General features: G+C 68.4%; 17 protein-coding genes. 4 read left to right on the top strand and 13 right to left on the bottom strand.

The window, feature by feature from the left end:
- The first annotated feature begins 127 nt into the window (after positions 1-127).
- Positions 128-1,441, top strand: a complete 1,314-nt coding sequence (locus tag WS54_RS09825; protein WP_059786218.1) for a leucine-rich repeat-containing protein kinase family protein — start codon at positions 128-130, stop codon at positions 1,439-1,441.
- A 15-nt stretch (positions 1,442-1,456) separates the two neighbouring features.
- Here WS54_RS09825 and WS54_RS09820 read toward each other — a convergent pair whose 3' ends face one another.
- From WS54_RS09820 to WS54_RS09785, 8 genes are all read right to left on the bottom strand, one after another.
- Positions 1,457-2,086 (bottom strand): LysE family translocator, encoded by a 630-nt coding sequence (locus tag WS54_RS09820; RefSeq protein ID WP_059786092.1) that lies wholly within the window; start codon positions 2,084-2,086, stop codon positions 1,457-1,459.
- A 98-nt stretch (positions 2,087-2,184) separates the two neighbouring features.
- On the bottom strand, positions 2,185-2,358 hold the full coding sequence (locus WS54_RS33965) for a hypothetical protein (RefSeq protein WP_006486739.1): 174 nt from the start codon (positions 2,356-2,358) through the stop codon (positions 2,185-2,187).
- Between the two features lie 32 nt (positions 2,359-2,390).
- On the bottom strand, positions 2,391-2,834 hold the full coding sequence (locus WS54_RS09815) for a copper chaperone PCu(A)C (protein ID WP_059786088.1): 444 nt from the start codon (positions 2,832-2,834) through the stop codon (positions 2,391-2,393).
- A gap of 55 nt (positions 2,835-2,889) precedes the next feature.
- Positions 2,890-3,255 carry a copper resistance CopC family protein gene (locus tag WS54_RS09810; protein ID WP_059786086.1) on the bottom strand — a complete coding sequence of 122 codons (366 nt, stop codon included), beginning with the start codon at positions 3,253-3,255 and terminating at the stop codon, positions 2,890-2,892.
- Between the two features lie 299 nt (positions 3,256-3,554).
- A complete protein-coding gene (locus WS54_RS09800) occupies positions 3,555-3,932 on the bottom strand; it encodes a DUF2946 domain-containing protein (protein WP_059786084.1) in 378 nt (125 codons plus the stop codon).
- A gap of 92 nt (positions 3,933-4,024) precedes the next feature.
- A complete protein-coding gene (locus WS54_RS09795) occupies positions 4,025-4,519 on the bottom strand; it encodes an SRPBCC family protein (protein WP_059786217.1) in 495 nt (164 codons plus the stop codon).
- A gap of 59 nt (positions 4,520-4,578) precedes the next feature.
- Entirely contained in the window at positions 4,579-4,881 is a 303-nt protein-coding gene (locus tag WS54_RS09790) for a 2Fe-2S iron-sulfur cluster-binding protein (RefSeq protein ID WP_059502422.1), read from the bottom strand.
- Positions 4,882-4,963: 82 nt separating this feature from the next.
- Positions 4,964-6,859 (bottom strand): sigma-54-dependent Fis family transcriptional regulator, encoded by a 1,896-nt coding sequence (locus tag WS54_RS09785; protein ID WP_059786083.1) that lies wholly within the window; start codon positions 6,857-6,859, stop codon positions 4,964-4,966.
- Between the two features lie 185 nt (positions 6,860-7,044).
- On the opposite strand from WS54_RS09785, the gene WS54_RS09780 reads away from it, so the two are divergent.
- Positions 7,045-7,320 carry a DUF2964 family protein gene (locus WS54_RS09780; RefSeq protein ID WP_249189237.1) on the top strand — a complete coding sequence of 92 codons (276 nt, stop codon included), beginning with the start codon at positions 7,045-7,047 and terminating at the stop codon, positions 7,318-7,320.
- 241 nt (positions 7,321-7,561) lie between these two features.
- Positions 7,562-7,849 carry a DUF1488 domain-containing protein gene (locus WS54_RS09775; RefSeq protein ID WP_006480750.1) on the top strand — a complete coding sequence of 96 codons (288 nt, stop codon included), beginning with the start codon at positions 7,562-7,564 and terminating at the stop codon, positions 7,847-7,849.
- 244 nt (positions 7,850-8,093) lie between these two features.
- On the opposite strand, the gene WS54_RS09770 is transcribed toward WS54_RS09775, so the two are convergent.
- Positions 8,094-9,395 (bottom strand): NCS2 family permease, encoded by a 1,302-nt coding sequence (locus tag WS54_RS09770; RefSeq protein ID WP_034204332.1) that lies wholly within the window; start codon positions 9,393-9,395, stop codon positions 8,094-8,096.
- Between the two features lie 791 nt (positions 9,396-10,186).
- Here WS54_RS09770 and WS54_RS09760 point away from each other — a divergent pair.
- Complete coding sequence (locus WS54_RS09760; protein ID WP_034186190.1) at positions 10,187-10,465, top strand: hypothetical protein; 279 nt, start codon at positions 10,187-10,189, stop codon at positions 10,463-10,465.
- A gap of 170 nt (positions 10,466-10,635) precedes the next feature.
- Here the strand turns inward: WS54_RS09760 and WS54_RS09755 are convergent, their stop codons facing one another.
- The 4 genes from WS54_RS09755 to WS54_RS09740 form a co-directional block, all read right to left on the bottom strand.
- Complete coding sequence (locus WS54_RS09755; RefSeq protein ID WP_034204333.1) at positions 10,636-11,010, bottom strand: DUF2917 domain-containing protein; 375 nt, start codon at positions 11,008-11,010, stop codon at positions 10,636-10,638.
- A 251-nt stretch (positions 11,011-11,261) separates the two neighbouring features.
- On the bottom strand, positions 11,262-11,549 hold the full coding sequence (locus tag WS54_RS09750) for a hypothetical protein (protein WP_059502430.1): 288 nt from the start codon (positions 11,547-11,549) through the stop codon (positions 11,262-11,264).
- A 102-nt stretch (positions 11,550-11,651) separates the two neighbouring features.
- A complete protein-coding gene (locus WS54_RS09745; RefSeq protein WP_059786214.1) occupies positions 11,652-12,557 on the bottom strand; it encodes a metal-dependent hydrolase in 906 nt (301 codons plus the stop codon).
- 35 nt (positions 12,558-12,592) lie between these two features.
- Positions 12,593-14,380 carry an SDR family oxidoreductase gene (locus WS54_RS09740; protein ID WP_059786078.1) on the bottom strand — a complete coding sequence of 596 codons (1,788 nt, stop codon included), beginning with the start codon at positions 14,378-14,380 and terminating at the stop codon, positions 12,593-12,595.
- Positions 14,381-14,390 lie beyond the last annotated feature (10 nt).

The raw sequence follows: 14,390 nt of genomic DNA, 5'->3' as shown, positions 1-14,390 counted from the left end.
ATTCTAACGTCACATCGCGCGTTTGTGAAGGGGGTGTGACGAGGTCGTGTGCGTGCACGCGATCGATCCCGGTAGAATTCGTCCGATCGACTCGACGATCACCGTAACCGCCACCCGTTTTTTCCCCGTGATACACACCCTCGAACAGCTGCAGGCCGGACAACTGTCGGGCGCGCGGCAACTCAAGCTCGCGTGCGGACTGACCGAATTTCCGCGCGAGATCTTCGATCTGGCCGACACGCTCGAAGTGCTCGACCTGACCGGCAATGCGTTGTCGGCGCTGCCGGACGATCTGCCGCGGCTGCATCGTCTGCGCATCCTGTTCGCGTCGGGCAACCGCTTCACCGCGTTCCCCGACGTGCTCGGCGCGTGCGATCGGCTCGACATGATCGGCTTCAAGGCGAACCGGATCCGCACCGTGCCGCGCGGCGCGCTGCCGCGTGCGCTGCGCTGGCTGATCCTGACCGACAATGCCATCGACGAACTGCCGGCCGACATCGGCGACTGTGCGCGGTTGCAAAAGCTCATGCTTGCCGGCAACCGGTTGCGGACGCTGCCCGCGGAAATGGCCGCCTGCCGCGCGCTGGAACTGGTGCGCCTGTCGGCGAACCGGCTTGATGCGCTGCCCGACTGGCTGCTGCACCTGCCGCGTCTCGCATGGCTCGCGGTGGCCGGCAATCCGTTCGGCGCGGCGCCGGAGGCTGCGGCGTCTGCCGGGCCGGACGTCGCGGAGATCGACTGGGCAGCGCTTTCATGTGAACGGAAACTGGGCGAGGGCGCGTCGGGTGTCATTTATCGCGCGCAATGGCGGGCGAACGGCGATTCGCCGCGGACGGTCGCGGTCAAGCTGTTCAAGGGCGCGGTCACGAGCGACGGCCTGCCCGATTGCGAAATGGCCGCGTGCCTGCATGCCGGCCGCCATCCGCATCTGATCCCGGTGATCGGCAAGGTGCGCGGGCATCCGGACGGCACGCACGGCCTCGTGATGGAGCTGGTCGATCCCGCGCTGACGAATCTCGCCGGGCCGCCGAGCTTCGCGTCCTGCACGCGCGACGTCTACGCCGCCGATGCGAGATTCGATCCGGCGCAGGCGCTGCGGATCGCGCACGGCATCGCATCGGCGGCCGGCCATCTGCACGCGCGCGGCATCATGCACGGCGATCTGTACGCGCACAACATCCTGCACGACGGCGCAGGCGGCGCGTTGCTCGGGGATTTCGGGGCGGCGTCGCCGTACGACGTGAACGAGCGCACACGCGGCGCCCGGTTCGAGCGGCTCGAAGTGCGCGCGTTCGGCTATCTGCTCGGCGAATTGCTCGAGCGATGCGAACCGCATGCCGGCGCGCTCGATGCGCTTGCGGCGGCGTGCGTGAACGAGGACGTCGATGCACGGCCGTCGTTCGACGAGATCGCGGCCGCACTGGCCGCGCGCATGCGCTGACGGGATCGGGCCGGCCTACGCCTGCCGCGCGGTCAGCAGCTTGATGCCGAGCCCGACGAACAGCAGCCCGCTCGCGCGCTTGAGCGCGCGCACCGCGCGGCTCATGCCGAAGCCGCGATGCAGGCGGCGCACGCCGGCCGAATAGACGCCGTGAACGATCACGACCGTGCAGGCGATCGTCGCGTACATCACGACGAACTGCAGCGCGAGCGGGCGATCGTGCACGATGAACTGCGGCATGAACGCGGACAGGAAGATCATCGTCTTCGGATTGCTGCCCGACACGAACAGCGCTTCGCGGAACAGCTTTCGGCGATCGGGCGCGACGATCGCCGCCGCGCCGCTCGATGCGGCGGTCTTGCTATCGCCGCGCAACTGCCGGACACCCAGGACCATCAGATACGCGGCGCCGATCACCTTCATCGCGACGAACAGCGGCGGCATCGCCGCCAGCACCGCGCCGACGCCGAGCGCGACCAGCAGCACGACCACGCCCTGCGCGACGAGGTTGCCGACGATCGTCGCGACGGTGCCGTGCGTGCCGTAGCGTACCGTGTTGCGGATCACGAGCAGCACGTTGGGCCCCGGCGACAACGTCGTGGCGAGATAGGCTGCGGCAAACAGCATCCAGGTCTGAATGGACATGCGGCGCTCCGAAAGGCGGTTGCGGCGGTCGGGATGAAGCGATGATGCCACGCCAATAATGGCGCGGGCCGCCGCCGCAACCGTGCCGTCTCGGCGCGTCAGCGCGCGTCGCGCATGCAGTACGCGGGAATCGACGGCGGCGTATCGATGGCGGCAGGCCGCGTCATCCACGCGATCCACGCGGCCCATAAGCCGCAGACGATCAGTACCGCGACATTCAGCGGCGTCCGGTAGCGGACGATCAGGTCGGCGAGCGGCAGGCGGTCTTTCATGTGCGTCTCCTTCGGTCGAGGGGCAGGCGGCGTTACTGGCCGGCGTAGGTCGGCGCCTTCGCGTCGCAGGTCACGGACACGATCGAGCCGTCCGCGAAATGCAGCCGGAGCGGCACCTTCGCGCCGGGCGCGACGGCCTGGCGCGGCGCTTCGAGCATCGCGTGATAGCCCTTCGGCTTGAAGGCGACCGTGCCGTGCGCCGGCACGACGACCGAGTCGATGTGGACCATCTTCGCGGTGCTGCCGTTCGTCTGCGTTTCATGCATCATCGCCATCCCGTAGGCGGGCGTGTCGATACCGACGAGCGTCGCGGGTGCGTCGCCGTCGTTCTTCAGCGTGAAGTAGCCGGAGGACGGCACCGTCGCCGGCATCGTGCGGATCCAGCACGCATCGGCCTGCAGGGCCGGCGCGGCGAACGTAGCGGACACGTGCAGCGCCAGCGCCGTGAGCAGGCCGGTCGAAATCGTGCGTTTCATCGTGTGTTCTCCTGATCGAGTGCGATGCCGAGGGCATCGATGCGCATCGCGTGCGTTACTTCAGCGTGAATGCATAGCGGCCGTGCGTGCGATGGCCGTCGCTGGCCACCGCGATCCACGCGACCGTGTACGTGCCGGCCTTCAGATCGGCCAGTGCGACGCGCATCCGCTTCCGGTTGCCGGCGTCGACGGCCGACTTCCCGTCGACGACCGACTGCCCGTGGCTGTCGGTCACGGCGATCGAGCTGAACGCCGGCTCGAGCGCCTCGCCGAAGTCGATCGTGACTGCGTGCGGCGCGCTCGACAGCGTGGCGTCGGGGGCCGGGTCCTGCATTTTCGGGAGCGCATGCGCATGGGCGGCCTGGATGGCGACGAAGCCGAGTGCGGCGAGTGCGCCGCGAACGAAAGGGGTGGTTTTCATGGCTGGATGAGCGAGTGACGAATCGGATGGAAAAGACGGATTCGACGGACGGCTGCGCGAGCGGCGTCGATGTCGGCGACGATTGGCGCGGCCGTGCGCGGTCGGACATGCGCATGCGGGCGAATGCAGGCGCGGTCATCGCGGTCATTCGAATCGGCGACGGCCAACCGCGCGCACGGCACGACGCCGCGCGCAGCATGGTGAGACATGATCGTCCTTCGAAACGTGACACGTCGCGCACGCGGGCGGCGTGCGCAGGCTGCGCGATGCACGACGGCATCGCGCGCAATGACGACGGATCAGGACGCGAGCGGCGGGGCGCGCGGTTGCGCGGCCGTAAGCGGCAGCGCGCGGCGCAGGCTTTCGAAGCGGGTCGCCGCGCGATGCTCGATCGCGTGCACGTGGGCCGCGAACGTCAGTTCGGGGGCGGGCAGCGCGGGAGTATGAGCAAGCAGGCTGCAGTAGCCGCATGCGTGGAGATGCGCCTGCAGGCTTTTCGTCGACGCATCGGCGGAGCGGTCGCCGGCGGCCGGCGCGGCCGAACAGTAGCCGGCCAGCAGCGCGTCGACGCGGCCCTGCGTGGTCAGCGCCTGCGAGATCGTCGGTGCGAGCGCCGTCATCAGGATGGCGAGCATCCCGAGCAGACTGCCGATCTTCCGGAGACGACGATTCAGCATGCGATGCGCGGCGGCGGGTGGACGACGATGCCGCCGATTATGCCACGCACGTCGATGCGTCGGCCGGCCCGAACGTGCGGCGTAGCGGCGCGCTACGCGTGCAGCGCCAGATATTTCGCGATCAGCGTCATCTGCGCGGCCCAGCCCTGGTCGTTCATGGCGCGCGCCGTCGCGCGACGCGCTTCGATCAACTGGTCGAAACCCGTTTCGGTGACCGTGAGCAGCGTGCCGCCGGCCTGCGCCGCGAGCGTGAACGTGACGAGCGTCATCGGCTCGGACGCGTAATCGACGTGCGGGTCGATCGCGAACGGATGCCAGCGGAACGAGAGCAGTCGTTGCGGCTCGATGCGATCGACGACGATTTCGAACACGGTGCCCGCATAGGGCTCCTGCGCTTTCGCGACGTCCTCGTCGACGCGGGTGGGCGTGATGCGGCCGAACAGCGGCTGGCCGGCCTCGAACGGGCCGTCGAACGAGACGCCGAACCATTGCCCGAATTCGCCGGAATTGCCGACGGCTGCCCAGACGCGGTCGGGCGATGCGCCGAGTAGCGCCTGTTTCTCGATGCGATCGGTTTGCTGGATCATCGTGTTCTCCATGCAGGATCGAGCGTTGCAGGGGCGACGCGCGCGCTTGCGCGCCGCGTCTAGTCGAGCATGGCCGCGTCGGGCACGTCGAGCACGAGGTCCGACGTGGCAACGGCCACGCACGGCAGCGTATAGCCGTCCGCCTTTTCCTCGCGGCTCAGCCCCGGCCATTCGATCGTGTAGCGTACGCTGCCGCTGACGATCCGGCAAAGGCAGCTTCGGCACGTGCCGTTGCGACAGGAGCGCGGCAGCGACACGCGGGCGAACGCGGCGGCTTCGAGCACCGTCAGCGAATCGGGTGCGTCGAAGGTTGCGCCGAGCGGCTCGATGCGCACGAGGGACGGATGTTCTGGATCGGTCATGACTGAAGCGGGCGGCGGTTCGGCGGCGACGCGCCAAGCATACCCGAACCCGCCGGCGGCCGGCGGCCGCCCGTCGTGGGCGTCAGTGCCGTCGTAGATACCGATACACGGTATTGCGGGCGAGACCGAGTTCGCGCGCGGCCGCCGATACGTTGCCGCCATGCCGCGCGAGCACCGCATCGATCATCGCGGCCTGGTGGCTTTGCAGCGTCGTGCCTTCGCGCTTGCCGGCCGGCGCGGCTGCTTCTGGCGCAGCCGCGGCGGCGTCGCAGTCGAGCCAGAAATCGTCGGGCAAATGCGCGAGCGTGATCTCGTCTTCGTCCTCGGCGAGCATGCCGGCCGTGCGCAGCACGTTGGTCATCTGCCGCAGATTGCCGGGCCAGCGGTGGCGAGCGAACGCGTCCAGCACGTCGGCCGCGAGGCGGCGCGGCATCGGCTCGCTGCGCGCGAGCCGCGCGAGGATCCGCTCGACGAGCGCCGGCAGATCGGTGCGCGTGGCGAGCGCCGGCAGCGTGACCGCGAGCCCGTTGATCCGGTAGAACAGGTCTTCGCGGAACGTGCCGTCCGCGATCATCGCGCGCAGGTCGCGGTGCGTCGCGCAGACCACGCGCACGTCGACCGGCACCGCGCGTGCGCCGCCGAGCGGCATCACCGCGCGCTCCTGCAGCACGCGCATCAGCCGCACCTGCTGCGCGAGCGGCATGTCGCCGATTTCGTCGAGAAACAGCGTGCCGCCGTCGGCCTGCGCGATCTTGCCGGGGCTGCCGCGCTTGCGCGCGCCCGTGAACGCGCCGTCTTCATAGCCGAACAGCTCGGCCTCGATCAGCGAATCGGGCAGCGCCGCGCAGTTGACCGCGACGAACGGGCCGTCCGCGCGCGGCGACGCCTGGTGCAGCGCGCGGGCGAGCCATTCCTTGCCGGTGCCGGTCTGGCCGAGGATCAGCAGCGGCAGGTCGCGCCCGCGGATCTTCGCGACGCGTTCGAGCACGGCGGCCATGCGCGCGTCGCCGGTGTCGAGCGTCGCGAACGTGATCGCGTCGGGGTCCGGCGCCCGCACGCGCGCAGCCGGCGCGGGTGGCCTGACGGCGACGGTCGTTTTATGCGATTCGGGGAATTCGCAGCGCGCGAGCACGCGCACGCCGGTCGACAGCGTGAGGCGGAACGTGGCGCCCGGTGCGCGCGCGGCTTGCTGCGCGAGCTGGCCGAAGCGCATGCCGAACAACGCGTCGCTGGCCTGGTGCTGCAGTGCGTCGAACGACGCGCCGAGCTGGAACTGGGCGCTGCGGTTCGCGGCGATCAGCCCGCCGTCGGGGCCGAACGCGACGAGCCCCGCGAACAGCGAATCGACGCAATCCTCGTGTGCGTGAAAGCGCAGCCGCAGCGCTTCGCCGCACTGGTTCGCGAACAGGTGGTTCTCGATCAGTTGCGCGGACATCCGCACGAGCGCGAGCGTATGCGGGCTGGCGCCGCGCGGGTCGCCGCTCACGTCGAGCGTGCCGAGCGTGCGGCCGAACGGATCGGCGATCGGCGCGCACGCGCAGGTGAGGATGTGGTTCGCGCGCAGGAAATGTTCGGACCCGTGCACGACGACGGCCTGGCCCGACGCGAGCGCGGTGCCGATCGCGTTGGTGCCGCGCGCGCCTTCGGCCCACGACACGCCGTTGCACAGCGCGACGCGGTTGGCTTTCTCGATGAAGTCCGCGTCGCCGATGCTGTGCAGGATCACGCCGTCGGCGTCGGTCAGCAGCACCAGGCTTTGCGTCTCGGCGATCTGTGCGTGGAGATCCTCCATCACCGGGCGGGCATGCGAGAACAGCGTGTGGTTCGTGTCGAGCAGTTCGCGCAGCGCGACGCGCGACAGCGGCGAGAAATCGGGGCGTTCGTGCGCGCGCAGGCCGACCGCGGTCGAACGCGCATGCGCCTGCGCGAGCAGGTCGGTACGCCCCGCGGCGGCGGGCAGCACGAAGGGTTGCGGCATGGTTTGTCTCCTGTTCCCGGGGCCGTCGGGGCCGATCGGATCGGAATCGGCGGCGGAGTGCGGCTCCGCTCGCGGTGCACCATTCGGCGCGACAGTCGTCCGTCCGGGTACGCATCATCATACAAGCGCCACGTGCGATGTGCGACCGCGAACAAAATCCCCTTGCTTTTAAGCGCCCGCCTGCAATGATGGAAATGGAGCACGCACGCGCCGTGTTCCGCACTGCAACAAGCATGCGACGCGACATGCATCCGTTCGGGAGACGCATCATGGTTCGGGCGGAACTGAGAGTCGTGCTGGCGGCCATCGCCACCTTCATCATGCTGGGCGGCATTGCCGTGGCGATCCACGGATTGCTGTTCGACCTGACCGACGCGGTGAGATACGGAGCCGCCGCGATTGCGGTGGGCGTCACGACCGCCGCGATCGCGCTCAACGTCTGGCCGACCGATCCGCACTGACGGTCGGTTTGCGAAACGGTGCCGGATGCCGCGCAGATCAGACGAAATGCGCGTCGGAACGACGCACACCGAAATTTTTGTCTCCCGCGCGAAACCGTCTAAAGTGGAATTCAACCGGCATGCATCGACCGCGCCACACCCCGCGGTCGGGGCCTCCGCCGGCGAGCCCGTGTCCATTTCGTCCGGCCGGTGGCGGACGACGGACGCGGTCATTCGTTTTCTACCGGTCGAGGCGGCTTCCATGCAGATCCATTTCACGAACGAGAAGCCTGAGTATTCGGGGCGTGACCTGATGCTGGCGTTCACGGCTCTGGTCAATGGCGAGCGCGTCCAATGTCAGATCACCGCCGAAGCGCTGGAAGACCACTTCGGCGCGGCATCGCCGCGCTTCGAGGACATGGTCGGCGCATTCGACCAGCACCGCGAGCGCATCGAGGCGGCCGCGCGGCGCCTGCTGTCGGAAACGCGCGCGCAATGCGTGACGCTGCGCAGCGGCTACGTGCGTTTCTACGAGGCCAACTGGCGCTGACGACACGACGCACGTCCGGCGGCGCGCGCCTCCGGGCGGCGCACGCGAAGACGTTGCGTTCACGTGATGCCGTTCGGCGGGGCCGGGCGGCATTTTCGTATGCGGGCCGTGCGGGATGATGGAGCGTCGATAGGAGCGTGCGCGCGGGTTCGTCAGGATCGCAGACGAATCGTGCGAAAACGAAAAACGCCACCCGAAGGTGGCGTTCTTTCATTTCATCGCGCAGTGCAGCGATGCGCTTCGCTTACTCGCTGCCGAGATAGAAGAAGCGAAACAGGAACACGGCCGCGATGATCCACACGATCGGCTTGACCGTGCGGCCCTGGCCCGTCAGCAGCTTGAGGCCGCCGTACGCGATGAAGCCGAACGCGACACCGTTCGCGATCGAGTACGTGAACGGCATCAGCAGCGCGGTCAGCGCGGCCGGCACGGCTTCCGTCGCGTCGTCCCACGGCACCTCGACCATCTCGCGCAGCATCAGGCACGACACGTACAGCAGCGCGGGCGCGGTCGCGTAGGCCGGCACGACGCCGGCGAGCGGCGCGATGAACAGGCACGCGAGGAACAGCACCGCGACGGTGATGGCCGTCACGCCGGTGCGGCCGCCGGCCTGCACGCCCGACGCGCTTTCGATATACGCGGTGGTCGACGACGTGCCGAGCACCGAGCCCGCGACGATCGCCGTGCTGTCGGCGAGCAGCGCCTTGTTCAGGCGGTGCATCTTGCCTTCGACGAGCAGGCCCGCGCGATTCGCGACGCCCATCAGCGTGCCCGTCGCGTCGAACAGCTCGACGAGGAAGAACACGAGGATCACGTTGATGATGCCGGTCGACAGCGCGGCGCGGATGTCGAGCTTGAACAGCGTCGCATCGATCGACGGCGGCGCGGAGAACACGCCGTGGAACTGGTTGTCGCCGAAGAAGAACGACAGGATCGTCACGCCGATGATGCCGATCAGGATCGCGCCGCGCACGCGCAGGTGGTCGAGCGTGACGATCGTGAAGAAGCCGACGATCGCGAGGATCGTCGTGGGCTTGTGCAGATCGCCGAGCGTGACGAGCGTGGCCGGGTTGCCGACGATCACGCCCGACGTCTTCAGCGAGATGATGCCGAGGAACAGGCCGATGCCGGCGGTAATGGAAATCCGCAGCGATTTCGGAATGCCGTTGACGATCGCCTCGCGCACGCGGAACAGCGTGACGAGCAGGAACAGGCAGCCGGAAATGAACACCGCGCCGAGCGCGGCCTGCCACGTGAAGCCCATTCCCTTGACGACCGTGTACGCGAAATACGCGTTCAGGCCCATGCCGGGCGCGCAGGCGATCGGGTAGTTCGCGTACAGCCCCATGATGATCGACGCCAGCGCCGCGACGAGGCAGGTCGCGACGAACACGGATTCCTTCGGCATGCCGGCGTCGCCGAGGATCGCGGGGTTGACGAAGATGATGTAGGCCATCGTCAGGAACGTGGTGACGCCCGCGAGTATTTCGGTGCGGAAGTCGGTGCCGGCTTCAGCGAAGCCGAAATACCGCTTGATGGATTCCATGAAGGCGTTTCTCCGGTCGGGTTGTCGTGTTGATTGTTGTGCCGATTTGTTGTACAGGCAGCGCGGCCGGCTCACTGTAACCAGCCACTATTGTCCGGCTATCGGCGGATTGTAATAGCGCGGATAGCTCGGACGATATAGTTGGAGGGCACGATCGATTGCCTGCGCGCGAACGGTCGGGCAGCCCGCCCGCGCGACGAAGGCGCGCATTTTACCGGTTCGCGGGCCACGGGCCGGCAGAAATGGCTGAAACGGGGGAAACGAGTGGAAGGGGCACGGGCCGGCGCACGACGCCAGCCGATGCGTGCGCAACGGCACGCCGGCAGCGCCGCACGCGGCCGGCGCGATGACATGCGACTGAAACGGGGCGCTCGCATGCTGCACGAACGCGGTGCATGCGGCGCGTGCACGCAAACGTGCGTGCGCGGCCGGTGCGTTCGCGCGGCGGCCGCGTGCGGCGGCCATTCGTCAGTCCAGGCGATTGAAGGTATCGGGCAATCGTGCGCCGAAGCCGTCCCGTCCGCAACTGTCATTTCGCGATGCGGGGGCGACTGTGGTTTCTGTGTAAAAGATTGCAAGACCCCATCGCGTAAACCGGCAAGTCTTTCTAGGATAGATACACCGCGCATGCACACGCGGCCGGTCATTGCCGACGCGGGGGAGTCGCAGTCCGTGCAGGCCAGGCGGTGAATGGCGGTCAAGGCCGTTGCGCGTTTGGGCAGGCACGGCCGGTTAGGCACGGCCGGTTGCGATTGCCCGATGCGGGTTCGTCCGTAATCACGGAGGTCAGCATGTTGAACTGGATCAGCCGCTGGGCGATGCGACACGCCCCCACGCCGGAAAAAACCGCCGCGTCGATGCTCGTGACGGCGCGCATGGAACTGTTCGCAGCCGAACAGCGCGTCATCGATGCGAAATTACAGGCGGATTACTGGCGCACACGTGTGTCATTCCTCGAAGAGGTGCAGAAGCAGGGCATCGATCCGTGGGTGACCTCGCAGGCCGCGCAACGTCCCGACGTCGATTCCACGCCCCGAAGCACGGGTCCGCGTCTCGCCGCCAGCACCTGATGCACCCGCTGCATCCCCTCGCTGCGCACGGCGCGCGATCGCGCGCGGCACGCACCGGCGTGCCGCGTCCTTCGATGCGCACCTGCGGCGCGTTGCGCCGCGGGTGCGTCCGTTTCCGGATACCGTGATTCCGCACGCCACGGTTTGCCGTTGCGCGCGCGCTCACGTCGTCAATCCCTTCTTCGCCATCGTCCGACGAGCAAACGTTGTAGTGGCGCGAGCGCGCGTCTCAGCCGCTCGCCGCGCCGCACGTAGGCCGTCGTGATCGACGCTTCGGCCGCCGCGTCATCGTCGGTGCCGAGCCAGATGCGATCGCCGCGTGCGATGCGCAGCACGTCGCCGGGGCGTACCCAGTAGTCGTCGATGCTCGGTGGGCGCGTGATCCACAGCGGCGCGCCGTGCGCACGAATTTCCGCATCGCTGGGCGCGCGCCAGGTCAGTGTCGTGCGCGGCGCGACCGCGAAGCGGATCACGACGGTCGGTAACGCGATCGTGCCGGCGTGGCGCCGATCGCGGCGTTCGAACAGCGGGCTTGCCTGGTCCATCGTCTTCTCCATTCAGTGAGCCGGACGGATGACGTGCACCAGAACAAAAAGGCCTCATCCGTTTCCGGCGAGGCCTTGTGTGACATGCGGTACTGCTCGATTGCTAACGCACAAGCGCCTCCCGTGATCCATTCTTTCGAATGTTCACCGGGCAATGATTCGCGATGGCGATGAGCTTGAACGTAGGCATGCGAACGATTCTGTTGTCGGCGCGCGGCGTTGTCAACGACTATTTTCGAGATGGGCGGCGATCACGCGTCGCGTTGCGCGAGCCCGTTCACGAGCAGTTCGGACAGCAGGCCCGTCATCCCGTTCGGGTGGTCGGCGGCGCGCGCCTTCAGCTGCTCGACGAGCTCGGCGTTGAGCTTGCACGCGAACGGCACGAGGCCCTGTTCCTGGTCGAGCTTGCGCTGTGCGCGGCGGTCCAGCTTCGCCGCTTCTTCGGCGCCCTTGCCGAAACGCGCGGAGCTCGACTGCTTCATCGCGTGCGTCAGCTTGAGCGCCTTGTTCTTTTCTAGATCGGTTTTCTTCATGGCCATCGCGGCACCTCCGGGAATTGAAGCCGCGATTGTACGCATTTCGGCGGACGCCGCCCGGCGGCGCCATCGCGCCCCCGCTTGCGACGCCGCCCGCGCATCCGCTCACGCGCCTTTCGTCGTGCCCCAGTTGCCGCCGTGCGCGGCCGCCTGCGCGGCAGGGGAGCGCGCGAGGTAGGCGAGCGCCTGCTCGGTCGAGCCTTCGTGGTGCGGCGTATAGCCCGGCTTGAAATAGCGCAGCGCCGCGCCGATCACCTTCCAGAACGACGGCAGGTGCCCGCGCCGCGAACCCTGCCGCCACGCGCGCGCGAAGCCGGGGTAACGGCCGGCGTCCGGATCGCGCCGGTACATGAACTTCGCGCCGGTCGTGATGTAGTAGAGCAGCAGCACGATCACGAACGCCATGTGCACGCAGCGCTCCGGATAGGTGCCGCCCATGTGCCGGTAGATGTCGAACGCGACGGTGCGGTGCTCCACTTCCTCGGCGCCGTGCCAGCGCAGCAGGTCGACCATCGTGGGGTCGGCGCGGCCTTCGTCGAGGCCGTGCGCGTTGAGCACCCAGTTGCCGAGATAGCCGAAGAAATGCTCGAGCGACGCGATCACGGCCAGTTGCTGCCGTAGCCAGAAGCGCGTATGGCCGATCTTCAGCCCCAGCGGCTGCTCGCCGAGCACGCGCGTGAACAACCGGTTGAGCTTCTGCGTGAACGGCTTCGTGTCGATGCCGTGGCGCTCGTAGTAGTGCTTGAGCACGCTGCCGTGCGAACGCGAATGCACGGCCTCCTGCCGCAGGAAGCCTTCGGCTTCGTCGCGCAGGCGTGCATCGGCGATCAGCGGCAGCGCCTTGTTGTACACGCGGCAGAACCACAGTTCGCCTTCCGGGAACAGCAGGTTCAGCGTGTTGATGATGTGCGTGCTGCCCGGATCGTTCGGTACCCAGGTGATCGGCGTATCGCTGAAGTCGAACTTCACGTGCCGGGCCTTGATCTTGTGGTAGTCGGCGGTATCGGTCATGTCGTCTCCCTGTCCCTGTGCGGCGTCGTGCGCCGTCAATGCGATGCCATGCTGATGCGCGCGAGCATCCGGCCCAGCCACGGCATGAAGCGGCCGACGAAACGCATCGCGTGCGCTTCGCCGCCGACCGCCACGACCGGGCGGTTGCGCAGCACGCCGTCGACCATCGCCCGCGCGACGGTTTCGGGTTTCAGGCCGCGCATCTGGTACAGCCTGGTCGCGCGCTTGCGCAGCCGCGCTTCGTCCTGTGCGCTGGCGCCTGCGTAGTGCGTCGACGCCATGATCCCGGTCTCCGCGAAGCCGGGGCACACGGCCGTCACGCCGATGCCTTTCCCCGCCAGTTCCGCGCGCATGCATTCGCTGAGCATCAGCACCGCGGCTTTCGTCGTCGCATAGGCGGGCAGGTCGCGCGACGGGCCGAACGCGGCGGCCGACGCGGTATTGACGATGTGCCCGCCGGTGCCGCGCGCGGCCATCTGCCGAGCGAACAGCCGCGAGCCGTGGATCACGCCCCACAGGTTCACGTGCAGGATGCGCTCCCAGTCCCGCGTGTCCGTGTCGAGGATGCCGCCGGCCATGCCGATGCCCGCGTTGTTGATCACGATGTTCGCGCCGCCGAGTTCGCCGCCGACCCAGGTCGCGAGCGCTTCCATTTCGTCCGCGGACCCGACGTCGACACGCTTCGCATGCGCGTGCGCGCCGGTCAGCCCGATGAGCAGCGCGGTGCGCTCGGCGCTCGCGAGATCGATGTCGCATGCGACGACCGTCGCGCCTTCGCGAGCGAAGGCCAGCGCCGCGCAGCGGCCGATCCCGCTGCCCGCGCCGGTGACGACCGCGACCTTGCCGTCGAAGCGCCCGCTGGTTGCGCGGCGGCGCGCGTTCGCGAGCGCTGGCGGCTCGTTGCCGGATTCGACCGCGTCGATCAATTGCCCGGCGAGATCCGCGAAGCGCGCGGGATCGGCGAGCGGCAGCCAGTGGCCGGCAGCGACTTCGCGGCGGTAGTACTGCGGCACCCAGCGCGACAGGTTTTCGGACAGCGCGGGGCTCACGTATTTGTCGCCGAGCGGCACGATCGTCTGCACCGGCGCGTGCGCATGGCGCTCGCGCGGCGCGAACAGGCAGCGGATGAAGTTCGCGCGATAGAGGCGTACGCCGCGCGCGCCGTCGTCGGCCTGGGTCGGGCGCGGCGCGGCGGGCGTTTTCTCGAGCCGGCGCAGCAGGCCCGGCCACGCGCGGCCGAGCCACAGCCGCCAGCCGAGCTCGGGAATGAACGGCACGTGGAACAGATACACGTACCACGAGCGCACGAGCTGGCCGCCGAGCGTGGCCAGCGACGCGGGCGTCGGGCGCAAGACGCGTTCGCGCAGCCAGTAGCCGACATGGTCGAGGCATGGCCCCGAGCACGACGTGTACGACGCGATGCGGCCGGCGAGGCGCGGATCGGTGACGAATTCCCAGCCCTGGATCGAGCCCCAGTCGTGTGCGACGAGGTGCACGGCGCGGCCCGGGCAGAGCGCATCGATCACCGCGACGAAATCGTCGGTCAGCTTCGCGAGATGGTAGTCGGCCGTGCGCCTCGGTGCGCCGGACAGGCCCGCGCCGCGCACGTCGTACGCGATCACGTAGTGCCGGCGCGCGAGCAGCGGCGCGACGTGCTGCCAGACGCTGCTGTCGTCGGGATAGCCGTGCACGAGCACGACCGGCGAGCGGGCCGGGTCGCCCCAGGTCCTGACCGCGAGCGTCAGGTCGCCGGAGGCGACCGCCGTTTCGGCGTGAACCGATTCGAACAGGGCCAGCGGCGCTTCGTCGGAAAGAGGCTGCATCGTGAGTCCG

The organism is Burkholderia sp. NRF60-BP8 (assembly GCF_001522585.2).
Lineage (GTDB): Bacteria > Pseudomonadota > Gammaproteobacteria > Burkholderiales > Burkholderiaceae > Burkholderia.
The sequence above is the reverse complement of the archived record's forward strand: the minus strand, read 5'-3'. Positions and strand labels throughout refer to the sequence as shown.